Below are 21,969 nucleotides of genomic sequence, written 5' to 3' on the forward strand. Positions count from 1 at the left end.
AACTCTGTAATTGAGTAGTGGCGAACAGAATAGACCAGTTTACTAGCTAATGCCAACAGTTGTGTTGAATCTGTGGGATCCGTGCCTACTAGCTTATTTCCTCAAAATAAAAAAAGCCCCACTTTGAAAATCAAAGCGGGGCTATGGAGCGGATAGTGGGGCTTTTGTCATCCCCGCTGCCAGGGCCAGCGGCGTTTGGCGGGCGTATCAATCTGCTGTAGCGCGCTGGAGAGTGGCAGCATGATAGCGGTTAGCTGGCGGTGGCAGACGGCGCTGCTGAGAACCCCGGGGCACTGTCTTAGCAGCAGCTCGCACTGCTGCGAGGCGATATATAGTTGTTCGGTAACGGCGGGGGCAAACAACGGTTTTGCCTGTTGGCAGCAGTGGGTGAGCTCGCGGGATAGCATCGAGAGCATGCCGGTATCCAGCCAGCAGGGGAGCGGGTCGTCCAGGCGTCCGGCAATGGAGTGCTGGACGGCTTCAAACGAGGTGCGCAGGAACATGATGGTGTGGCGAAGCTGCCGCTGCTCGCTGTTCATGGTAATAACCTAACACTGTCGCCAATGGTTAAATGCGAAAAATAGTAGTTCTCATTTAAGGATGACGATAGCGCTAGTCAATCAGCCTGTCAATGCAGCGGCTATAAGGGGCCGCTTTCAGGCTGAATTCGCCGCCTGGTAAAGCTGCCAGTCGTTAGTGGTCAGTGGCTTGGCGCCCTGCTCGGTGACGACCACCGTATCGCTCAGCCCGACGCCCCATTGCCCCGGCAATCGCAGGCAAAGCGGCAGGTGAAAGACCATGTTGGCCTCAAACTGACGCCTTTGCCCCTGGGCGATATAGCCCGTGCCTTCCACCCAGCTTGGCGGAAACTGCGCGCCCACGGCATAACCAAACACGCCGGAGAAAAACAGCTGGTCGCGCTGGGGTGCCAGCAGCGCATCGGCAGCCTGGGCGGCATCGTCAAAGGTGTTGCCAGGGCGCATAGCGGCGCACAAGGCCTCAAACATCGAACGGCACAGGTCACGGGTGGCGGAAAGCGCGAAACTGGGTGTGCCGGTGACCGCCGTGCGCATCATGGGGGCGGTATAGCGCTGATAGGCGGCGCCGAACTCCAGAAAGACGGGTTCATCAGGCTGAATAATGCGCCGTTTGTGATTGACGTGAATCACGCCGATACGGTGTCCACTGGTCACAATCGGCTGCAGGCTCATAAACTCGCTGCCGTTCTCCAGCAGCGCTTTGGCGCCAACGGCAGCAATGTCGTTGTCGGTCATGCCGGGGCGAATGACCTGCATGGCGGCCTCCAAGCCGGCGGCGGTGATGCGGGCACTTTCCTGCAGCATGTCGAGCTCGGCGGAGCTTTTCACAATCCGGATCGCATCCAGCAGGTCGCCCGCCTCACAGAAACGTTCTTTGCCCACCGCCTCGGCGAGGGCGTGCATGACGCCCACGCGCAGCCCACTGCTCCAGCCATCGATACCGATGCGCTGGCAGTTGGCAAGCAGGTCGGCCAGGGGCGTGAGAATTTCATCCGCGTTTTCCCAGCGATAGCCAATGATCTCGTCCACCCGTGCGGTGACAACCGCTGCGCCGGTTTCAATCGAGGCGACTTGAAGCACCAGGCGCTCTGGCGTGCACACCAGACACGCATGCACCGAGACTTCAAAGGTGTGGTAGCCGGTCAGGTAATTGATATCGGCGGGGTCGGTAAGTAGTAACGCATCGACCCCGCGGCTCGCCATCGCATGGCGCACCTTGTCCAGACGCGCCTGATATTCGACGTGTGCAAAGGGCAGTTCACTCTCGGCGAGTGTCTCGGCAAGGGCTTCGCGGTAGTGATGATAATCCATGGCGACCTCCGGTATCAGGTAGGGTCAGTATAGGAGCCAACCACCGGAATGCACCCGCTAATCTGTGCGGCAGAACGGCCACACCTGATAAAACTTGCGGCACTGGAATTCCGCCTCGCAGCTGTTGAGTTGCGACTGGTAGCGGCTGGCCCGCGTGGCCACCTGCCTTGCCGCTCTCTGTACGGCGGGTTTGCCCCGGTAGCTGCCGCGTTGGTAGCCGCCCGCGCCTTCGTGATAGGCCAGATAAAGATGTTCGGGATTGCTCAGTGAAATACCGGTTTGTTCCAGGGTGCGCTGGTTGTACCAGCCGATAAAGTCGGTGGCGTGCTTCATGTGTGTGCGGCGAGCAAACAGGCTACCGGCCTGATCCTCGTATTCGCCCCAAACCGGGTCTTGTGCCTGGGCGTAACCCTTGGCGGAGGAGGGTCGCGGGCCTGGGATAAAGCCCAGGTAGTATTTGCGGTCCGGACGGACATGGCTGCGAAATGACGACTCCTGCTGGATAAACGACATCTGCGTGGCAATGGGCGTCCCCCACCGCTCCTGGGATTCCTGAGCGTAGTCGTACCAGGTTGGCTGCTCGCGGAAAATTTCGCAGATATTGCTTTGATCCTGAGGCGGGTTGGGCGCGAAGGTGGCGCAGCCCGAGAGCAACAGCACCAAGGCGAGTGCTACCCAGAGGCGGAGCGTTGGTAGCGCCGATGTATTTATGCGAAAACCATCAACAGGGCGAAGCATGAAAGCGTCCTTGTGAATAAATTATTGTCGATAACGGGTTGTGGGTAAGTGTTGGAAAGTCTGTGGGTAAATCACCAGGCGCGTTTTTCAGCCTTAGCGCAACAACGTTTCTAAACTGCGACGCAATCGTTGGGCTTCACGCACTAATGTCTCTCCCGAGAGCATCCCCACACCCATCACCAGGCCAACCCTTGGGTCGTGCTTGGCGCATACCGGGCTCAGGGGGCGCACTACCAAATGGTCTTTTAATAATGCTTGGGCGATCTGTACATCATTGATGCCCGGCTCAAGCTCGACGCACAGACTGATAGCGCTGCTTGGCATTGAAACACTGCGCACCTGTGGCAGGGTGCGCAGCTGATCATGCAGCACCTGCTGGCGGCCTAGGTAGTCGCGTTGAATACGGTGGCACCAGGTATCCAGGTCGCCGTCAAACATGAACTGCGCCAGCACGGCTTGATCCAGCATACGGCCTTCGCGAAAAAGTTCACTGCGCAGGCGGTTCATCGGCCCGGCCAGATGCCGGGGTACCACCAGGTAGCCCAGGCGCAGCCCAGGAAACATCATCTTGGAAAACGAACCGACCAGCAAGTGGTGCTCGGAACGCGGGTCGAAGAGCAGGTTGGCGTGATCGTTGCGGTTAAACTCGTAGTCGTCTTCAATCACGTAGGTGGGCGATAAGGCATCGCAGAGGTGGCGTTTATGCTCAGCGTTAGTGGGTACGCTGAGCGGGTAATGATGAGAACCGGTCAGATAGACCAGGGTGCTAGCATTTAGCGTGCTGGGCAGCCGATGGCCCTCGCCAGGCCGCCACGGCAGCATTTCAATCGTAAGCCCCGCGGCGCTGAACACATTGCGCGCTCCCCAGTAACAGGGGGATTCAATGGCAACGGTATCCCCTACGTCTGCAAGCGCCATGGCGCATAGCTCAATGCCATTATGGGTACCGTCAGTGATAATGATTTGTTCGGTATCGCAGTGAACGTTGCGCCAGCGTGCCAGAAAGTCTCGAATCGCTCGCTTTAGCGGGCCATAGCCGCCAGTGGAGTAAGACAGCAGGAGAGCGTTCTGCGGCACCGTCACACTCGCATAAAGTTGACGCCACTTGCGCATCGGGAACTGGGCGATATCGGGGATGCCAGGGACGAAGGACCCGTTTTGAATCATGCTGGCCCCGGCGTCATTCAACACGCGCTGGGCACGCTCGGAAAGGTGGAGGCGGGTTGGCACTTGGGTCGCCGTTGCCACGGGCTTGTTGGTCCAGGTTCCCTGACCATGGGCCGTTTTCAGCAATTGTTCATCGAGTAGTGTCTTGATGGCCTGGGCCAGGGTTTGGCGGGCCACACCCACGGTGCTTGCCAGGGCACGGTGAGAGGGTAGACGAAGCCCGGTGGGCCATTGTCGGGTGATCGCCTGACGCAGCGCCAATTCAATGCGTACCTGCTTGCTTAGCTGCTGGGGCTGGTGGGCATACAGATGTGCAAAGTGGTGCAAAGCCTCCTTGTGGTCCATGTCGAAGGTCTCCTGTTGTGCGTTACGGCGGCTATTACCGAGCCTTGCGACGAACGTCGCCGATATAGTTTGCACCTATTCTGTGCATCAGAGTAGTGGTCTAGTCGAAAGCCGAAGTGGTCCATTCGTGTTCTGTCTGCCGCCTGCTAGCGTGCGGCTATACTGTTTTCGACAGGATTCGGATACTGCGCCTCAGAGCGCCGATGATAACCTCCAATAACTTGCAGGACTCTGTGCTATGACAACGTCTTCTTCAGAACAAGCCAAGCTCGTCCGGGTGCTGGCCCGCGGTGACGTATTAGCCCTGGCATTTGGTGCCATGATCGGTTGGGGCTGGATTGTCCTCACCGGTACCGCGATTCAGTCAGCCGGCAGCGTCGGTGCCATTCTAGCTTTTATTGTCGGCGGGTTAGCGATTGTACTCGTCGGCCTGACCTATGCGGAGCTGGCCTCGGCCATGCCCAAAGTCGGCGGCGAGCATGTCTATAGCTACCGGGCGCTAGGTCATTGGCCCTCTTTCTTCTGTACCTGGGCTATCATATTGGGCTATTTGAGCGTGGTGGCGTTCGAGGCGGTGGCCTTGCCGACGGTCGTCGAGCACTTGGCGCCAAATTACGCAGTGGGGCACCTCTGGACCATCGCCGGGTGGGAAGTCAAAGCCACCTGGGTTGCGGTGGGCGTGGGCGGCTCGATTGCCATGATGATCATCAACTACTTCGGCGTGAGTACCGCGGCACTGCTGCAGAAAATTGTCACTGGTGTCATTCTGTTGGTCGGGGTAATGTTCGTCACCGGCTCGCTGTTTGAGGGCAATACCGCCAACATGATGCCGCTGTTTTCGCAGTCTGAAGGCAGCGTCATGGCCGGGGTTATTGCGGTCATCGTGATGGTGCCGTTTCTGTTTGTCGGCTTTGATGTCATTCCGCAGGCTGCCGAAGAGATCAATTTGCCGTACAAGGCAATCGGCAAGGTTCTGATGGTATCGGTGATTCTGGCCGTGGTGTGGTATTCGCTGATTATTCTGGCCACCAGCCTGGCCCTGGATAGTGACGCGATCGCCGCCAGTTCGCTCAGCGTACCCGATGCCATGGAACGTCTATTTAATGCTTCGTGGGCCGGTAACCTGATGGTGATAGCCGGTATTGCGGGTATCATTACCAGTTGGAATGCTTTCTACATTGGTGGCTCGCGGGCCATTTATGCGCTTGCCAATGCGGGCATGTTGCCTGCCACGTTCGCCAAGCTGCACCCCCGCTATAGAACGCCCACCAACGCTATCTTCCTGATGGGCTTTCTTTCCTGCCTGGCGCCTCTTTTCGGCCGCCCTGCGCTTGTGTGGATCGTCAATGCGGGTGGGCTGGGGATTGTGCTGGCGTACCTGTTTGTGGCGGTGTCCTTCATGGTCTTGCGCGTACGCGAGCCGGATATGCCCCGTCCTTTCAAGGTAAGCAACGGCAAGCTGTGCGGCACGCTGGCGATCATCCTGTCCTTCGGTATGGCGTGTCTCTATCTACCGGGTAGCCCGGCGGCGCTGGGCGTCGCGGAATGGACGATCCTTGCCGTTTGGGTATTGCTCGGCATCGGCTTTTATATCCACGCGCTGCGTACCTATGGGCGTGACTATAGCGATCGCCATATGCAAGCGGATCTATAAACCTTTGCCAAGTCGTCGAGATATATTTTCAAGACCAGGGCTTTTCAGGAGCAATATATGAGTTTTATCGAACAGTGGTTGCATGATGGCGTACCTGCCTTGGTGGGCGGCGAATGGCGTAAGGGCCAGCAGACCTTCTTGGTGGATAACCCCGCCACCGGCGAGACAATCGCCCAGGTGGCCGATTTAGGCGCCGACGATACCCGTGATGCCGTAGCGGCCGCCTACGATGCAGGGCCTGCCTGGCGCGCGACACCAGCGAAACAGCGCTCGGCACTGCTGCGCCGCTGGTTTGAGCTGATCCATGAGCACGCCGATGATCTGGCACGTCTGATGACTCTCGAGCAGGGCAAGCCGCTGGCGGAAGCCAAGGGGGAAGTCATCTATGGCGCCTCCTTTATCGAGTTCTTCGCCGAAGAAGCCAAGCGTATGGCCGGGGAAACCCTGCCCAGCCACGGCGCGGACAAGCGCCTTCTGGTGCTGCGCGAGCCGGTCGGTGTGGTCGCTGCCATCACCCCGTGGAACTTCCCGCTGGCGATGATTACCCGCAAGTGCGCCCCGGCCCTGGCCGCGGGCTGCACCGTGGTTATCAAGCCCGCTGAAGCCACACCGCTCACCGCCCTGGCGGCAGCGTACCTGGCGCTGGAAGCGGGCTTGCCGACGGGCACCATCAACGTGGTGACGGCATCGAAACCGGCAGCGGTGGGTGAGGTACTGACCACTGATCCACGGGTGCGCAAAGTCTCGTTTACCGGCTCTACCCCGGTGGGCAAACACCTGCTTGCCCAGTGTGCCAGCACAGTGAAGAAAACCGCCATGGAACTGGGCGGCAACGCACCCTTTATCGTCTTTGACGACGCCGATATCGATGCCGCCGTGGATGGCGCGATAGCATCTAAATTCCGTAACACCGGGCAGACCTGTGTGTGCACCAATCGCTTCCTGGTGCAGGACGGTATTTATGAGGCGTTTGTCAGCAAGCTCACCGAGCGTGTCAATGCCCTGAAAGTCGGCGATGGCCTGACCGAGGGCAGCGTCATCGGCCCGCTGATCAACCAGGCAGCAGTCGACAAAGTTCAGCGCCATGTAGACGACGCCTTGAGCCATGGCGCGCGCCTGTTGTGCGGTGGCAAGCCTCACGCCGCCGGCGAGCGTTTCTTTACTCCCACGGTACTGGCGGACGTGACCACCCAAATGGCCGTGGCCGATGAAGAGACCTTTGGCCCGGTGGCGCCGGTGTTCCGTTTCCAGCGCGATGAAGAAGCTATCCAGATGGCCAACGACACGCCCTTTGGTTTATCCGCATACTTTTACGCCACGGATTATCGCCGCATCTGGCATACCATGGAGCAGTTGGAGTACGGCATGGTCGGCGTCAATGAGGGACTTATCTCAACCGAGCTGGCGCCGTTCGGCGGTGTGAAAGAGTCTGGCCTTGGCCGCGAAGGCTCCCACCATGGGCTGGATGAGTTCACCGAGCTCAAGTACGTCTGCGTGGGCGGCTTATAAGGCAGCATTGTTTTAAGACATTGCTAACCAGTGGCTAAGCGTTATCGAGCCCGCCATCGTCAAACAGCGAGAGTTGCTGGCGATTGGCGGGTTTTGCTTTTTTAGCGCGTTTAGCAAATGGTCGTCTCTGGCTGGCAAGCTTATCCACAATGGCCTGGCTGTCTTCTCTTGCCTCGGGCGTGCGCCTGAGGTCATACAGCATCTTCTTCCAGTGGCGCGCCTCGGCTTCAAAGTCGTGGGGCAGCGGGTAGTGTTCGCCGGGCTGAAAACCGAACCGCCGACGCAGGCTTTCGGGCAGTGCCCAGGGCTTGGCGCGCCACTCTAACGGCAGTGCCGTTAATTCGGGCACCCATCGGGCAACAAACGCGCCGCTGGGGTCATTATCTTCTGCTTGCTTGATGGGGTTGTAGACCCGCAGCGCATTGGTGCCCGTGGCACCAGCCTGCATCTGCACCTGGGGGTAGTGGATACCGGGCTCGAAGTCGGTAAACAGCCGTGCCAGGTGCAGGGCGGGCTCGTGCCAGTGTAATCCAAGGCCAAACGTGGCGTGGGAGATGAGCATGGCGCGCATGCGAAAGTTGAGCCAGCCGGTGGCGGTCAGGCTGCGCATGCAGGCATCCACCAGCGGCACGCCGGTTTGGCCGTTTTTCCAGGCAGTCAGGTTGGGGTGGTCGGGGTCGCGTTCGCGCAGGCCACGCAGCGCGGGGTGCAGCGTCTGGTGCTCCATGCTCGGCTCACTTTCCAGCTTTTGAATAAAGTGGCAGTGCCAGTAAAGCCGCGAGGTAAAAGCGCGCAGGGAGCGTGACCACTGTGAATCTTCTGCATGTTTTTCCCGCTGGCGGCGCAGCGACTGGACCACTTCACGCATGGAGAGCGTGCCCCAGGCCAAGTGGGGCGAAAGCCGTGAGCCAAACTCCCAGGCTAGAAGCGGCTTGGATAGGGAACCGCGATAGCGCCGCCCGCGTTGAGTGACAAAGCTGCGCCATAGCGCACGCCCTTCGTTGCGGCCGCCTGGCTGACGCTCTGGGCAGGGCGTGGTATCGAAACCCAGCGTCAGTCCGCGAAGCTGCGAGGTGTCGAGGTGGTGAAACTGCTCCCAGCCTTGAGCCACCCTGGCATTGCGCGGAGCAGGTTCCGTGGGCGCTGTCATTAATGTTTCCCAATGTGCTTCCCAGCGGGTTTGCTGTCCGGTACGGCGGGTAAGCCCTCGAATGACGCCGTGTTGGCGGGATTCCTGCCAGGCAATACCGTGTTGACGACACCAGAGATGGACCCTTTTATCGCGTTCAAAGCTCCAGTCATTGCCGGTTTCTTGGTGGGAGTGAAGAACAAGGTCTCCATAGTGCGCTTTTAACCCAGCAAGCAGTTCAACAATACTGCCTTGGTAAAGGCACAGCGGCAGGCCCAGTGTCGCCAGTGCGGTAGAAAGGTCGACCAGTGAATCAGCGGCAAATTGCCAGTGACGCAGTGCGCTGTCCGGCGTTTGCCACTGCTCGGGTTCGATGGCAAAGACAGGCAGCACGGGACCTGCCACGGCGGCGGTGGCGAGCGGCGCGTGATCATGGATACGTAAATCGCGTTTGAACCAAACAACCTGAACAGGTGCCTTAGCCATACCTTACCTTGGCGGTTGAGGGCTATTCGCCACTAAGGCTATTCGCCGCTAAGCCACGACGTTACCATCAAGTCACCGTTTGCGTAATCAACTCAACAGGACCCGTTCAAAAGGAGAGTCATCATGTATATCGCCATGAACCGTTTTCGCATTGCCCCCGGTCGTGAAGAGGACTTTTTAGAGGTGTGGCGCAACCGCGATTCACATCTGGAAGACGTGCCGGGCTTCAAGCAGTTCCATATGTTGCAGGGCGAAAGCCAGGAAGACCACACCGTGTTTATTTCCCACAGCGTTTGGGAATCGGAAGAGGCTTTCCGCGACTGGACTCGCTCAGACGCCTTTCGCAAGGCTCACGCCAATGCCAAGTCGCCCGAGGGTATTTATCTAGGTCCGCCCAAATTTGAAGGTTATGAGGTGGTGCTCTAAGGCGCTCGTTAATCAGTTATTGCATGGCCGTTTGGCCATGCTTATCCACCCTTCTGTCGAGCCATCACAGGTAGCGGTTTGAAAACGACATCGAGCGTTTTATTTGCGACTCGCCGCCAGATTTTCGAGATAAAATTTGTCGTGTTTTAAACGATTCGTGCCAATATACGACTAAAGAGCAGTACCCATGCGTGAGTGACAATATGACTCAGCAACGGGAAGCCGAACAACGCCAGCGACACCTATATCAACAAGAAAACTTGATAACTGAAAGGTGACCGAGGTAGGAAAGATGGACTCTCATCAAGCAAATGACCAGACAGCAACACCGAATCGTTCAGGCGAACCTCAAACGCTGGGCTTTTTACTGTTAGACAACTTCACGTTGATTTCTCTGGCCTCTGCCATAGAACCTTTGCGGATGGCCAATCAACTGGCCGGGCGCGAGCTGTATCGCTGGTATACCCTGACCCAGGACGGCTTGCCCGTGCGTGCAAGCGATGGTTTGCAGGTAACGCCTGATGCCTCCATGCATTCCCCGCTATCGCTCGAGTGGGTGGTCGTTTGCGGCGGCGTAGGCCCTCATCGTAGTGTCACCCGCGAGCACGTACGCTGGCTTCAGTCCCAGTCGCGCCAATTGAGGCGTTTAGGTTCGGTATGCACAGGCAGTTGGGCGCTTGGCCAGGCGGGGCTGCTTGATCATTATGAAACCAGCATCCACTGGGAGTGTTTGGCGTCCATGCAGGAGGCGTTCCCCAACGTTATCCTGAACGCCAATCTCTTCTCAATTGACCGTGATCGATTCACGTCTTCGGGGGGCACCGCGCCGCTCGACATGATGCTCCACCTGATCGGTCATGATCATGGGCGCGAGCTGTCGGCGGGTATCTCCGAAATGTTCATCTGTGAACGCGTGCGTAACGAACAGGATCAGCAGCGTGTCCCTCTTAAACACGTGTTGGGCACTACCCAGCCCAAGCTGCTTGAGATTGTGGCGTTGATGGAATCCAACCTTGAAGAACCGATCGAACTCGATGAGTTGGCACGTTACGTCAATGTGTCACGTCGCCAGCTAGAGCGTTTGTTCCAACGCTACCTGCTCTGCTCACCGTCTAAATATTACCTCAAGTTGCGGCTGGTGCGAGCCCGGCAATTACTTAAGCAAACCCCCTTGTCGATCATCGAGATTGCCTCCGTTTGTGGTTTCGTTTCCACGCCCCATTTTTCCAAGTGTTACCGCGAGTATTTCGGTGTGCCGCCGAGAAATGAGCGCCTGAGCGGGCTTGAGCGCAAGAGCGATGGGAGCAAGTCACCACCGTTAATCAGACAGTGGGGGAACGGATCGAATGCATTGGAGCCTTCCTCGGGCGCTCAGCAGGCACTTGCCAATGCACAGGGAGAGCCGACGTTTGCCAGTGTACTGCTGGTGAACTGATAGCCACTGCGTGATCCCCCCATAACGTGCTGTCCCGTGTTGGGCAGCACGTTTTTTTATGGCCGCTACTCTCCATGTCAGCGTGACGCTGCGATAAATGTTTTGAAGGTGCGCGACGAGTGGTGGTGTTCGCGACACCATGACGCTTTTGGAATTTCCGCTGTCGTTTCCAAGAGCAGCCCACCCCGACGTCAGCGCTATGCTCGCTACATTCATCAATGTCGGAGCTTAGCCATGTCCCCTACAGAATTGCACGATGACGCTATCGTCATCGATGGTCTGATCATAGCCAAATGGAACCGTGAGCTGCTTGAAGATATGCGGCGCGGCGGTCTGACCGCTGCCAACTGTACGGTTTCGGTATGGGAAGGTTTCCAGGCGACCGTCGATAATATCGTTAGGTCCAACCAGCTGATGGCCGAATGCAGCGACCTGGTGCGCCCGGTGCGAACCACGGCGGATATCACCCGGGCCAAGGAAGAAGGCAAGACCGGCATCATCTACGGCTTCCAGAACGCCCACGCCTTTGAGGATCAGATCGGTTATGTCGAGATCTTCAAGCAGTTGGGCGTGGGCATCGTACAGATGTGCTACAACACCCAGAACCTGGTGGGAACCGGCTGCTACGAGCGCGACGGCGGTCTTTCCGGCTTCGGTCGCGAAATCGTGGCCGAGATGAACCGCGTCGGCATCATGTGCGACCTCTCTCACGTGGGCGCCAAGACCTCCGAGGAAGTCATCCTCGAGTCCAAGAAGCCGGTCTGCTACTCCCACTGCTTGCCTTCCGGGCTCAAGGAGCATCCGCGCAATAAATCCGATCAAGAGCTCAAGTTCATTGCCGACCACGGCGGCTTTGTCGGCGTCACCATGTTTACCCCGTTTCTCAAGAAGGGCGTCGATTCCACCATTGATGATTATTGCGAGGCCATCGAATACATCATGAACATCGTGGGGGAGGATGCCATCGGTATCGGCACCGACTTTACCCAGGGGCATGACCATGAATTCTTCGAGTGGTTGACCCATGACAAGGGCTATGCCCGCCGCCTGACGGACTTTGGCACGATCATCAACCCTGAGGGTATTCGCACCATCGGGGAGTTTCCCAATCTGACCGAGGCACTCCTGAAGCGCGGCATGAGCGAGTCCCAGGTGCGCAAGATCATGGGCGAGAACTGGGTGCGCGTGCTTAAGGACGTTTGGGGGAGCTGATGAGCCCGACTCACGCGGCTTTACCGGCGATAGGCCTACGAGGGGGCGCTGTGAATCCCTCCCTGGACGCTACTTTTGCCATCTGCCCGCCATGGATGGCGGAAATGCCGGAATTGTTTGGAACATTTTCCGGCCATGGCAAAAGACCCCCTCTACGGCCTATCCCCGGCGCCGCTCCCCTTGCAGAACGGCTAATTAGCCACTTCATAACAATCAGCAAGATCTGAGGAATACAACCGTGACCAAACTGGCCCCCGCACTGCCTATCGAAGTGGATAGCGAGACCGGCGTCTGGACGAGCGACGCCCTGCCGATGCTGTATGTGCCGCGACACTTCTTTATCAACAACCATGTGGCCGTCGAAGAGGCGCTGGGTGCCGAGAAGTACGCAGAGATCCTCTACCACGCTGGCTACAAGAGCGCCTGGCACTGGTGCGAGAAAGAAGCCGAATGCCATGGTATCGAGGGCGTGGCCGTCTTCGAACACTACATGACACGCCTCTCCCAGCGTGGCTGGGGACTCTTTATTACCGAACAGATCGACCTCGAAGCCGGTACGGCGAGAGTGCGGCTGGAGCACAGCGCCTTTGTTTACCAGCTTGGCAAGACAGGAAAAAAAGAAGAGTACATGTTCACCGGCTGGTTTGCCGGGGCCATGGACCAGATTCTTGCCGCGCGTGGCAGCGACCTGCGGACCGTCGCCGAGCAGACACAGAGTGCCGCTGAGCCTGGTTGTGATGTAGGTGTCTTCAACGTTGGGCCGCTGAACGACGCCACCCGCTAATCGCGGGAATGAGGAGAGAAGATCATGGCATTTGACGCAATTTTCGAGCCGATCGAGATCGGCAAGCTGACCATTCGCAATCGCGTGGTCAGTACCGCCCACGCCGAGGTACACGCCACCGACGGGGGCATGACCACCGAGCGCTACGTCAGGTACTACGAGGAAAAGGCCAAGGGTGGCTGCGGCCTATCCATCTGTGGTGGCTCCTCGGTGGTGTCCATCGACAGCCCCCAGGGCTGGTGGAGCTCGGTTAATCTTTCCACCGACCGTATCATCCCGCACTTCCAGAACCTGGCGGACGCCGTGCACAAGCATGGCGGCAAGATCATGATCCAGATCACCCACATGGGGCGCCGTTCACGCTGGGACGGCTTCGACTGGCCGACCCTGCTATCGCCTTCAGGGATCCGCGAACCGGTGCACCGCTCCACCTGCAAGACCATCGAAGAGGAAGAAATCTGGCGCATCATCGGTGACTTTGCCCAGGCGGCTCGCCGGGCAAAGGAAGGCGGGCTCGACGGCGTTGAGCTTTCCGCGGTGCATCAGCACTTGATTGACCAGTTCTGGAGCCCGCGGGTCAACAAGCGCGAGGACGAGTGGGGCGGCAGCTTCGAGGGGCGCATGAAGTTCGGCCTGGAAGTGCTGAAGGCCGTACGCGCCGAGGTGGGGGACGACTTCTGCGTCGGCATGCGTATCTGCGGTGACGAGTTTCACCCGGACGGCCTCTCCCACGACGACATGAAGCAGATCGCCGCCTACTACGATGCCACCGGCCAGGTGGATTTCTTTGGCGTGATCGGCTCCGGCTGCGACACCCACAACACCCTGGCCAACGTGATCCCCAACATGTCCTACCCGCCGGAGCCTTTCCTGCACCTGGCGGCGGGCATCAAGGAAGTGGTCAATGTGCCGGTGATCCACGCCCAGAACATCAAGGATCCCAACCAGGCTCAACGCATCCTTGAAGGTGGCTATGTGGACCTGGTGGGCATGACCCGGGCGCATATTGCCGACCCGCACCTGATTGCCAAGATCAAGATGGGCCAGGTGGACCAGATCAAGCAGTGCGTGGGCGCCAACTACTGTATTGACCGTCAGTACCAGGGCCTTGATGTGCTGTGTATCCAGAATGCGGCGACATCCCGGGAATACATGGGGCTGCCGCATATCATCGAGAAGACCGAGGGCGCCAAGCGCAAGGTCGTGGTGGTGGGCGGTGGCCCCGGCGGTATGGAAGCCGCCCGCGTTGCCGCAGAGCGCGGCCACGATGTCACCCTGTTCGAGGCGGCTGAAGCGCTGGGTGGGCAGATCACCATTGCCGCCCAGGCCCCGCAACGCGATCAGATTGCCGGTATCACCCGCTGGTTTCAGTTGGAGCTGGCGCGTCTTGGCGTCGACCTGCGCCTGGGTACCCGTGCCGACGAGGCGACGCTACTCGACCTGCATCCGGATATCGTGGTGCTGGCGACGGGTGGCCAGCCCTTCCTCAGTCAGTACCCGGAGTGGGGCTACTCTGAGGATACCGGGGAAAGCCTGGTGGTCAGCACCTGGGATGTACTCTCCGGCAAGGTGGCACCCGGTAATAACGTGCTGATCTATGACGCCATTTGCGAATTTTCCGGCGTCTCGGCGGCGGATTTTCTCGCCGAAAAGGGCGCCAAGGTGGAGATCGTCACCGACGATATCAAGCCCGGCGCGGCGGTGGGCGGTACGACCTTCCCCACGTACTACCGCAGCCTCTACGAGAAAGAGGTGATCATGTCCTCTGACCTGATGCTGCATAAGGTCTACCGTGAAGGTGACGGCCTGGTGGCGGTGCTCGAGAATGAGTACACCGGTGCCCTGGAGGAGCGCGTGGTCGATCAGGTGGTGGTGGAGAACGGCGTGCGCCCCGATGAGGCGCTCTACTACGCCCTCAAGGACCAGTCCCGCAACAAAGGCCAGGTGGACCTTGAGGCGCTCTACGCCGCCCAGGCGCAGCCCTGCCTGATGGAAGAAGGCGACGTAAATAGCGATGGCTTCCTGCTTTTCCGTCTGGGCGACTGCACGGCGCCGAGGAACACGCACGCGGCCATTTACGATGCTTTGCGAATCTGCAAGGACTTTTGACCAGAGTGAGAGCCGGGGCGCCGGGGGTAGACCGTAGCGAGGGTCTTTTGACAGGGATGTCAAAAGTAGCGCCCAGGGATGGGTTTACAGCGCCCTCGCAGAGGTCTGCCACCGGCGCCCAGCTGCCAAAGATGAGGTGAGCACCATGCTCGAAACGCTCTTGCCGATACTGATTTTTACTGCCCTGGCCCTGGCGGTGATCGGCGCCTTGCGCCGTATACGCCTGTGGCGTCAGGGGCGGTCGTCGCACGTTAATCTGTTCAAGGGGCTGGCGGCGTTGCCGCGCCGTTACCTGGTGGACCTGCACCATGTCGTCGCCCGCGACAAAATGATCTCCAATACCCACGTGGCCACCGCCGGTGGCTTCGTGGCCGCCGCCGTGCTGATGATCCTGGTGCATGGCCTGGGTATCGCCAACCCGCTGCTGGGTGGGTTACTGCTGCTTGCCAGTGCCTCCATGTTCGTTGGCAGCCTCTTCGTGGCGCGGCGGCGTATCAATCCTCCGGCGCGCCTCTCCAAAGGCCCCTGGATGCGCCTGCCCAAGAGCCTGATGGCGTTTTCGGTTAGCGTCTTCCTGATCACCTTGCCCACGGTGGGCCTGCTACCCGAAGGCTTGCTTGAAGGAAGCGCTAGTTGGTTCCTTGTGGTGGTGCTGGTTGGCTTAGTGGCCTGGGGTCTGGGCGAAATGTTCTTCGGCATGACCTGGGGCGGGCCCATGAAGCACGCCTTTGCAGGCGCCTTGCATCTGGCTTTCCACCGTCGGCCGGAGCGCTTTTCAACCAAGAAAGGGGGCGGCGGCCGTTCAACGGGCCTCAAGGCGCTGAACCTGGAGGACGAGGCAGCGCCACTGGGCGTGGAAAAGCCCGCCGATTTCACCTGGAATCAGCTGCTGGGATTTGATGCCTGTGTGCAGTGTGGCCGCTGCGAGGCGGCGTGTCCGGCCCTAGCTGCAGGCCAGCCGCTTAACCCCAAGAAACTGATTCAGGACATGGTCGTCGGCATGGCCGGTGGCAGTGATGCCAAATACGCTGGCACGCCTTACCCCGGCAAGCCGGTGGGTGAGCACCAAGGTACCCCCCATGGGCCGATCGTGGCCCCTGCCGCATTGCCGGAGGGGGCGTCGCTGGTGGACGCCGAGACGCTGTGGTCGTGTACGACATGCCGCGCCTGTGTCGAAGAGTGCCCGATGATGATCGAGCACGTGGATGCGATTGTCGATATGCGCCGCCACCTGACGTTAGAACGAGGCAAGACCCCCAACAAGGGCGCCGAAGTGCTCGACAATCTGATTGCCACCGACAATCTCGGCGGTTTTGATCCCGGCTCACGGCTCAACTGGGCAGCGGATCTCAACCTCCCTCGCATGGCAGACCTCCAACAGGTCGATGTGCTGTTGTGGCTGGGTGACGGCAGCTTCGATATGCGTAATCAGCGCACCCTGCGCGCACTGGTCAAGGTGCTGCGCGCCGCCGAGGTGGATTTCGCGGTCCTTGGAGACGAAGAGCGTGACAGCGGTGACGTGGCAAGGCGTCTGGGCGACGAAGCAACGTTCCAGTCCCTGGCGAAGCGCAATATTGCCACCCTTTCCAAGTACCGCTTCCAGCAGATCGTCACCTGTGACCCTCACAGCTTTCATGTGTTGGGTAACGAGTATGGCGAGCTGGGTGGCGTCTATGAGGTACGTCATCACAGCACCTTCATTGCGGAATTGTATGACGCGGGGCGGCTGACCTTCTCCCCCTGGAAGGGCGGCAGCGTCACCTATCACGACCCCTGTTACCTGGGACGCTATAACGGAGAGTTTGAGGCGCCCCGCAACGTGCTCAAGGCGCTTGGCATCGAGGTCAAGGAGATGGAACGCTCCGGCTCCCGCTCTCGCTGCTGCGGTGGCGGTGGCGGCGCGCCGATCACCGATATCCCAGGCAAGCAGCGGATTCCCGACATGCGCATGAATGACGTCAAGGAGAGCGGTGCCGAGCTGGTCGCGGTGGGCTGCCCCCAGTGCACGGCGATGCTGGAAGGCGTGGTGGATACCAGCGCCGAGGTTCGCGATATCGCTGAACTCGTGGCGGATGCCCTGGTGGAGCGCCCCGCCGGGGAGGCGTCCGGCGCGTCCCGCCAGCCCGCTGCAACGCCGACAGCTGAAGAGGTGATCGTATGAGTGAGACTATTGGCCACAATCAGCGCCGCGATCCGCGTCGCGAGTGGATCGCCCGGAACCGTCTGCATCCCGAGCATGCCAGTGTGCTTGCCGAGATGGGCAACGGAGGCGCCAGTGAGTGGTTTGGGCCCAACGGTGTGGTGCGCAAGAACCCCCGTGCGGTCGGCTTTATCGGCCCCAATGGCATCAAGCGTATTGACCGTAGCGGCCTTCAGCAAGGCGGGCAGGCCGCCGCGACAACAGCGGCTCCTCAAGACAGCCGCCGCACAGTGACGATTGAAGATCCCGCCTTCCTGGTGGCCGTGGTGCCTGATCTGACCGGTGGGCGACTGTCAGGTCACGATAAGGACCTGCTGGGGCTGGCCCGGCAAATGGCGGATGCCGATGTCGACCATCCCGGCGCCGTGGTGGCGATTCTGTTTGGCGAACATAAAGAAGCGGCACTGGGCGACGCTGGTATTGATCGCGTTGTGCACCTGGATGACGAGGTCTACATGGGGTTTGCCCCCGAGGCGCGTCTGGCCGCCTTGAGTGCCGTAGAGCGGGAGATGGCACCACGCTTCTGGCTAGTGCCCGACTCACTGCTCGGTGGCGGCGAGCAGGGGCGGCGCCTGGCCGTGCGGCTGGGCGAGCGTCCAGCGACCCAGGTCTGGCAGGTCGAGGCGGATGAACATAGCGCAACCGGATGGCGTTGTACGGCACGCGGTGCCGCCGGTACGAGCGATATTACCCGCCACCTGCCACGCGTTGTGCTGGCGCTTGCAGAATGCGCCGAGCCGGTCAGCGAGACCCGTCATGCCGCCCAGCCGGTCGAGCTGAACCAGCCTATGCCCGACGTGCTGGGACGTATCGAGGACATGGGCGAAGTCCCTGTCGATCCGGCCAGCGTGTCACTGGCAGAGGCGGAGTTCATTCTGTCGGCCGGGAATGGTGTCAAGGATTGGGAGGGCTACCACCACGCCGCCCAGGTGCTCGGTGCGGCCAAGGGAGCATCACGCGTCGCCGTGGACGATGGGTTCATGGCCCGCGATCGTCAGGTAGGCGCATCGGGCACCTGGGTGTCCGCGCGCGTCTATGTGGCGGTGGGCATCTCGGGGGCCATACAGCATCTTCAGGGTATTCAGACCTGCGATAAGGTCGTCGCTATTAACCTGGACGAGCGGTGCGATATGGTCAAGCGCGCCGATCTTGCCGTCATCGGCGACGCCAGCGAAATTCTCGCCGCGCTGGTCGCACGTGTCGAGCGTTATCGAGAACAGCAGCAGGAGAATCGCGATGCCGCCTAACGTCAACACATTGAATAACGCTGGGCTCAGCGTTGCCGTTCTGGTGTCGGTGGGGCGTCATCCGCTGACCGCGCGGGCGCGGCGTGCTGACCATGATGCTCGTGCGGTGGAAATGGCGCTGTCCCTGGGTGATGCCAGCGTTCAACTCATGCATGCAGGCGATGGTGGTGAAGCCTGCGAGGACGCCATGCGTGGCTATCTGGGGATGGGCATCAGCAGGGTCAAACGCATTCAGCAGGACCCGGATGCCGACGTCGTTCCGGCCTTGGCCAACATACTGCGGTTCGCCGCGCCGCAACTGGTGCTGACGGGAACGCGCGCCGAGACGGGAGAGGGCTCGGGTCTGGTGCCCTATCTGCTGGCCGAGACACTCGGCTGGACGGTGGTCAGTGGCCTGGCGGAAATTGAAAGCATCGAGCAGGGTGTCGCCACGGTGCTACAGGCCCTGCCACGGGGCAAACGCCGCCGCCTGAAGGTACGCTTACCGGCCATCGCCACGGTGGATAGCAGTGCCCCGGCCGCGCGCCAGAGCGCCTTCGGCCCGGCGCGACGCGGTGAGTTGGCGGATTGTGCCTGCGCCAGCGTGACCGATGAACTGCAAACCCAGTGGCGTGAGCAGCCCGCACGCAAGCGGCCCAAACGGCTAAAAATCGTCAAGTCAGCCTCGGCGCGTGACCGTTTCAAGGCAGCGGCGGCCAAGGCCGACAGCGGCGGCGGGCAACTGTTGAACGATGTGACACCTGAACAAGGCGCCGAGGCGGTTTTTACGCTACTCAAGGAGGAAGGCGTGCTGCGTTGAAGTGCCTTTATCTCACAGCATTCAATCGCCTTTTAAGCTCGCCCTCCGCGGCGGGCTTTTTAATGGCGTTACTGGCTATTTGCCAATCAATCCCGGATACAGCTGAAGGCGCTGCCTTTCCAGGTGCAAGCCGCGCCAGGCGTGCAGCACCAGCACCGTGATCACGACCGCCCCTCCCATGAGCGTCGACACACCAGGCGTCTCGCCCAATAGCCACCAGACCCAGAGCGTGCCCAGTGCGGTTTCGACCAGATAGAACAGCGCCACCTCAGTCGACGGCAGGTAGCGGGTGGCGCTGTTGATCAGCACCGTTGCCAAGGGCATCTGTATCAGTCCCATTACTGCCAGTACGCCATAGCGCTCAGCGTCCAGGGTCAGCGGCGACGCCATGGGCAGGGCAATCGCCGCCGAGAGCAGCCCGCCACCGGCAATCACCGTCATGGGGTCAATCGCTGGATAGCGGCGCAGCAGCGTCAGGTTGCCACCGATGGCCGCCGCTGCCGCCAGGGCGTAGAGGTTGCCGGTCAGCATTCCCATGGCCCCTTTCCCCATGAACACCAGGCCCATGCCCAGCATGCAGACGGCAATGGCCACCAGGGTTCGCCGCGCGACGCTTTCGCCCAGGAATATCCGCGAAAAAAGCGCGGCAAACAGCGGCGCGGTACTCAGGATCACCACCACGTTGGCCACGTTGGCGTTCATGACCGCCAGCACAAACAGACTGGATATCAGCCCCAGCAGCAGCGCCGAGGCCAGAGAGGAAAACGGGTGGCGGTTCAGCGTCGTCAGCCGTTTGGCTGACCAGCACAATACTCCCAGCACGCAGAACATCAATAAGCCGCGCCAGAACACGATGGTCCAGCCGTCGGTGCGCGCCAGGCGTATCAGCAAACCGTCGAAGCTGAGGGACACCACACCCAGCACTACCATGACGAGGCCGCGCTGATAACGACGTGTCTGCATTGTCCGACTCCTGGCTGTGAATAAAAAGATAACCGCCCACCGATCAGGTGGGCGGTTGGGGGATTCATGGCGGGCCAATGAACATGGACTCGCCAGATTTTCCCGTGTCTAGGAGGTGGTGTCGGCTGTCACCGTATGCGCCGCCGCGGCGCGATGGGGGCGGGGACGCACCACTCGATAGCCGACGGCACCGGCAAGCAGCAGCATGCCGCCGCAGCCGACCGCCAGCAGGTAACCGCCTTGAATCGCGCCGGCGGAGAGCCCGAAGCGCTCGGCGTAGCCTGCCAGGGTGACCGCGTATTGTTGCCATAAAAATACCCCGATAGCGACCCCGGAGAGCATGGTGCATAGCGCGATCCAGCGGGTGCCGGACACCCAGCCGCTCAGCGCTCGGGCATCGAACTCGTGCAGGAAGGCCCGATAGTCGGCCTCGGAAGGGCTGACGCGGGTCAAGGCGGATGCCAGTGCGATGGCCGCCAGCGCCATCAGCGTGCTCAGCAGTACCGGGTGCAGGTATACCGGCAGGCTGACCCACTCGGCCTGTACCATTAGCGACAGGATCAGGTTGCCGACAAAACCGACCGCCAGGCCCCAGCTGGCGCCCGCAGCGGTAATCCGCTGACTCCAGATGCTCATCAGAGCCACCGGCCCCCAGGAGGAGGCAAACAGCGTGGCGGCAAACCAGACCACCGCCATGACCGCCGGCGGCTGGAAGAGTGCCAGCAGCAGCGCGATCAGTCCTGCTGCAAGCACGGCGATACGGCTCTTGCGCAGGGCCGATTTTTCGTCCAGCGACGCGGGCAGAATATCGTTGGACAGGCTAAAGCCGATGATCGACAGGAACGTCGAGCAGGATGACAGCCCGGCCGCGAATACTCCCGTCAGAATGACCACTCCCAGCCAGGCGGGCAGGATATTGAGCGCCACCCAGACCATGGAACGTTCGGGGTCGAGGGTTGGGTCGTAGAGATTGATTGCCGCACCGGTCATCATCATCAGCGCATAGAAGACACCGAGCGCCACCGCCGTCAGCATGGCCGAGCGCATCACCACGTGCTCGTTACGCGCCATCAGGTAGCGGCTCGACTGCCAGGGGCTGGCCGCCAGCACCGCCGCCCAGACAAGGCCCAGGGTCAATCCCCAGACAAGCGCTTCGCCGGGGGAGGAGAAGCTGGCGTCAGGCCCTTCGATCACCCCATGCCATAGGGCAATGCCGGGCTTGTCGGTCTGGGTCAGCAGGCCTTCAACCACGCCGCTCCAGCCGCCCAGGTCCTGGATCACGTAGAGCGACCCGCCCACTGCAGCCAGCGAGAAGATCACGAACATGATGGTATCGGTGAGCATCACGCCGGGCGAGCCCGAATACAGAATGAAGCCGGTATAGGTCGCCCATACCAGCACCAGGCCCACCCAATAGGGCATGCCGGTCAGCTCGGCGAACATGATGCCCGCGCCCTGCATGACGCCCAGCAGGTACGCCCCCAGGCCGATGACCGTGGTGAGCCCGGCAATGACCTGGACGCGCCGCGAGGCAAAGCGCTTGCCAAAAAACTCCGGCACGGTCTTGGCACCGCTGCGGCGCAGGTAACGGCCGAACACCAAGGCGCCCAGCAGGCAGCCTGAGGTGCTCACCGCCGCAAAAATCAGCATGACGAACGGATAGCCCTGGTAGGCAAAGCCCGTTTCGCCGAGAAAGGCGCTGGTGCTCAGGTAGCTGGCCACCAGCGTACCCAGGATAAAAAAGGTGGGCGCATTGCGGCCGGCGACCAGGTAGTCATCCAGTCCCTTGACGCGCCGCCCGGCCAGATGCCCGATGACAAAATAGCCGACCAGGCTCAACAGAATTGCGATGGTATAAATCATGAGCATAACCATGGGGTTGTTAACATTGTGACGTCATGGTGCAGCGCTTTGTC

General features: G+C 60.4%; 17 protein-coding genes. 10 read left to right on the top strand and 7 right to left on the bottom strand.

Annotation, left to right across the window (positions count from 1 at the left end):
* Nucleotides 1–167: 167 nt before the first annotated feature.
* The 4 genes from R3F64_RS06120 to R3F64_RS06135 all read right to left on the bottom strand — a co-directional run bounded on the left by R3F64_RS06120 (nt 168) and on the right by R3F64_RS06135 (nt 4,100).
* Nucleotides 168–539, bottom strand: coding sequence for a hypothetical protein (locus R3F64_RS06120; RefSeq protein ID WP_085919721.1), 372 nt, complete (start codon nt 537–539; stop codon nt 168–170).
* Nucleotides 540–656: 117 nt separating this feature from the next.
* Nucleotides 657–1,850, bottom strand: a complete 1,194-nt coding sequence (locus R3F64_RS06125) for a M24 family metallopeptidase (RefSeq protein WP_332610425.1) — start codon at nt 1,848–1,850, stop codon at nt 657–659.
* 57 nt (nt 1,851–1,907) lie between these two features.
* Nucleotides 1,908–2,588, bottom strand: coding sequence for a transglycosylase SLT domain-containing protein (locus R3F64_RS06130; protein WP_085919723.1), 681 nt, complete (start codon nt 2,586–2,588; stop codon nt 1,908–1,910).
* A 93-nt stretch (nt 2,589–2,681) separates the two neighbouring features.
* Nucleotides 2,682–4,100: an aminotransferase-like domain-containing protein gene (locus tag R3F64_RS06135; protein WP_085919724.1), complete on the bottom strand. Its 1,419-nt coding sequence runs from the start codon at nt 4,098–4,100 to the stop codon at nt 2,682–2,684.
* A 238-nt stretch (nt 4,101–4,338) separates the two neighbouring features.
* Here R3F64_RS06135 and R3F64_RS06140 point away from each other — a divergent pair, with 238 nt between their 5' ends.
* Together R3F64_RS06140 and R3F64_RS06145 are read left to right on the top strand one after the other, a co-directional pair.
* Nucleotides 4,339–5,754, top strand: a complete 1,416-nt coding sequence (locus tag R3F64_RS06140; protein WP_199284118.1) for an APC family permease — start codon at nt 4,339–4,341, stop codon at nt 5,752–5,754.
* Nucleotides 5,755–5,811: 57 nt separating this feature from the next.
* On the top strand, nt 5,812–7,263 hold the full coding sequence (locus tag R3F64_RS06145; protein WP_085919726.1) for an NAD-dependent succinate-semialdehyde dehydrogenase: 1,452 nt from the start codon (nt 5,812–5,814) through the stop codon (nt 7,261–7,263).
* Nucleotides 7,264–7,297: 34 nt separating this feature from the next.
* On the opposite strand, the gene R3F64_RS06150 is transcribed toward R3F64_RS06145, so the two are convergent.
* Complete coding sequence (locus R3F64_RS06150) at nt 7,298–8,878, bottom strand: cryptochrome/deoxyribodipyrimidine photo-lyase family protein (protein ID WP_085919727.1); 1,581 nt, start codon at nt 8,876–8,878, stop codon at nt 7,298–7,300.
* A gap of 123 nt (nt 8,879–9,001) precedes the next feature.
* On the opposite strand from R3F64_RS06150, the gene R3F64_RS06155 reads away from it, so the two are divergent.
* The 8 genes from R3F64_RS06155 (at nt 9,002) to etfB (ending at nt 19,090) form a co-directional block, all read left to right on the top strand.
* Nucleotides 9,002–9,304, top strand: coding sequence for an antibiotic biosynthesis monooxygenase family protein (locus R3F64_RS06155; RefSeq protein WP_066314808.1), 303 nt, complete (start codon nt 9,002–9,004; stop codon nt 9,302–9,304).
* 292 nt (nt 9,305–9,596) lie between these two features.
* Nucleotides 9,597–10,739: a GlxA family transcriptional regulator gene (locus R3F64_RS06160; RefSeq protein WP_085919728.1), complete on the top strand. Its 1,143-nt coding sequence runs from the start codon at nt 9,597–9,599 to the stop codon at nt 10,737–10,739.
* Between the two features lie 234 nt (nt 10,740–10,973).
* Complete coding sequence (locus R3F64_RS06165) at nt 10,974–11,951, top strand: dipeptidase (RefSeq protein ID WP_085919729.1); 978 nt, start codon at nt 10,974–10,976, stop codon at nt 11,949–11,951.
* A 238-nt stretch (nt 11,952–12,189) separates the two neighbouring features.
* Nucleotides 12,190–12,735, top strand: a complete 546-nt coding sequence (locus R3F64_RS06170) for a DUF5943 domain-containing protein (RefSeq protein ID WP_085919730.1) — start codon at nt 12,190–12,192, stop codon at nt 12,733–12,735.
* Between the two features lie 24 nt (nt 12,736–12,759).
* Nucleotides 12,760–14,844, top strand: coding sequence for a dimethylglycine demethylation protein DgcA (gene dgcA / locus R3F64_RS06175; RefSeq protein ID WP_085919731.1), 2,085 nt, complete (start codon nt 12,760–12,762; stop codon nt 14,842–14,844).
* Nucleotides 14,845–14,989: 145 nt separating this feature from the next.
* Nucleotides 14,990–17,005: a (Fe-S)-binding protein gene (locus tag R3F64_RS06180; protein WP_332610437.1), complete on the top strand. Its 2,016-nt coding sequence runs from the start codon at nt 14,990–14,992 to the stop codon at nt 17,003–17,005.
* Nucleotides 17,002–18,291, top strand: a complete 1,290-nt coding sequence (gene etfA / locus R3F64_RS06185; protein WP_264824745.1) for an electron transfer flavoprotein subunit alpha — start codon at nt 17,002–17,004, stop codon at nt 18,289–18,291. The genes R3F64_RS06180 and etfA overlap by 4 nt, the downstream gene beginning before the upstream one ends.
* A complete protein-coding gene (gene etfB / locus R3F64_RS06190; protein WP_332610439.1) occupies nt 18,281–19,090 on the top strand; it encodes an electron transfer flavoprotein subunit beta in 810 nt (269 codons plus the stop codon). The genes etfA and etfB overlap by 11 nt, the downstream gene beginning before the upstream one ends.
* Nucleotides 19,091–19,165: 75 nt before the next feature.
* Here the strand turns inward: etfB and R3F64_RS06195 are convergent, their stop codons facing one another.
* Together R3F64_RS06195 and R3F64_RS06200 are read right to left on the bottom strand one after the other, a co-directional pair.
* The gene (locus tag R3F64_RS06195) at nt 19,166–20,053 is read right to left on the bottom strand and encodes a DMT family transporter (protein ID WP_332610441.1); all 888 of its coding nucleotides are present in this window, start codon (nt 20,051–20,053) and stop codon (nt 19,166–19,168) included.
* A 108-nt stretch (nt 20,054–20,161) separates the two neighbouring features.
* Nucleotides 20,162–21,916 carry a sodium:solute symporter family protein gene (locus tag R3F64_RS06200; protein WP_332610443.1) on the bottom strand — a complete coding sequence of 585 codons (1,755 nt, stop codon included), beginning with the start codon at nt 21,914–21,916 and terminating at the stop codon, nt 20,162–20,164.
* Between the last annotated feature and the right edge of the window lie 53 nt (nt 21,917–21,969).

Origin of the sequence: Halomonas sp. 5021, assembly GCF_036663435.1 — a bacterium.
Taxonomy (GTDB): domain Bacteria; phylum Pseudomonadota; class Gammaproteobacteria; order Pseudomonadales; family Halomonadaceae; genus Vreelandella; species Vreelandella janggokensis.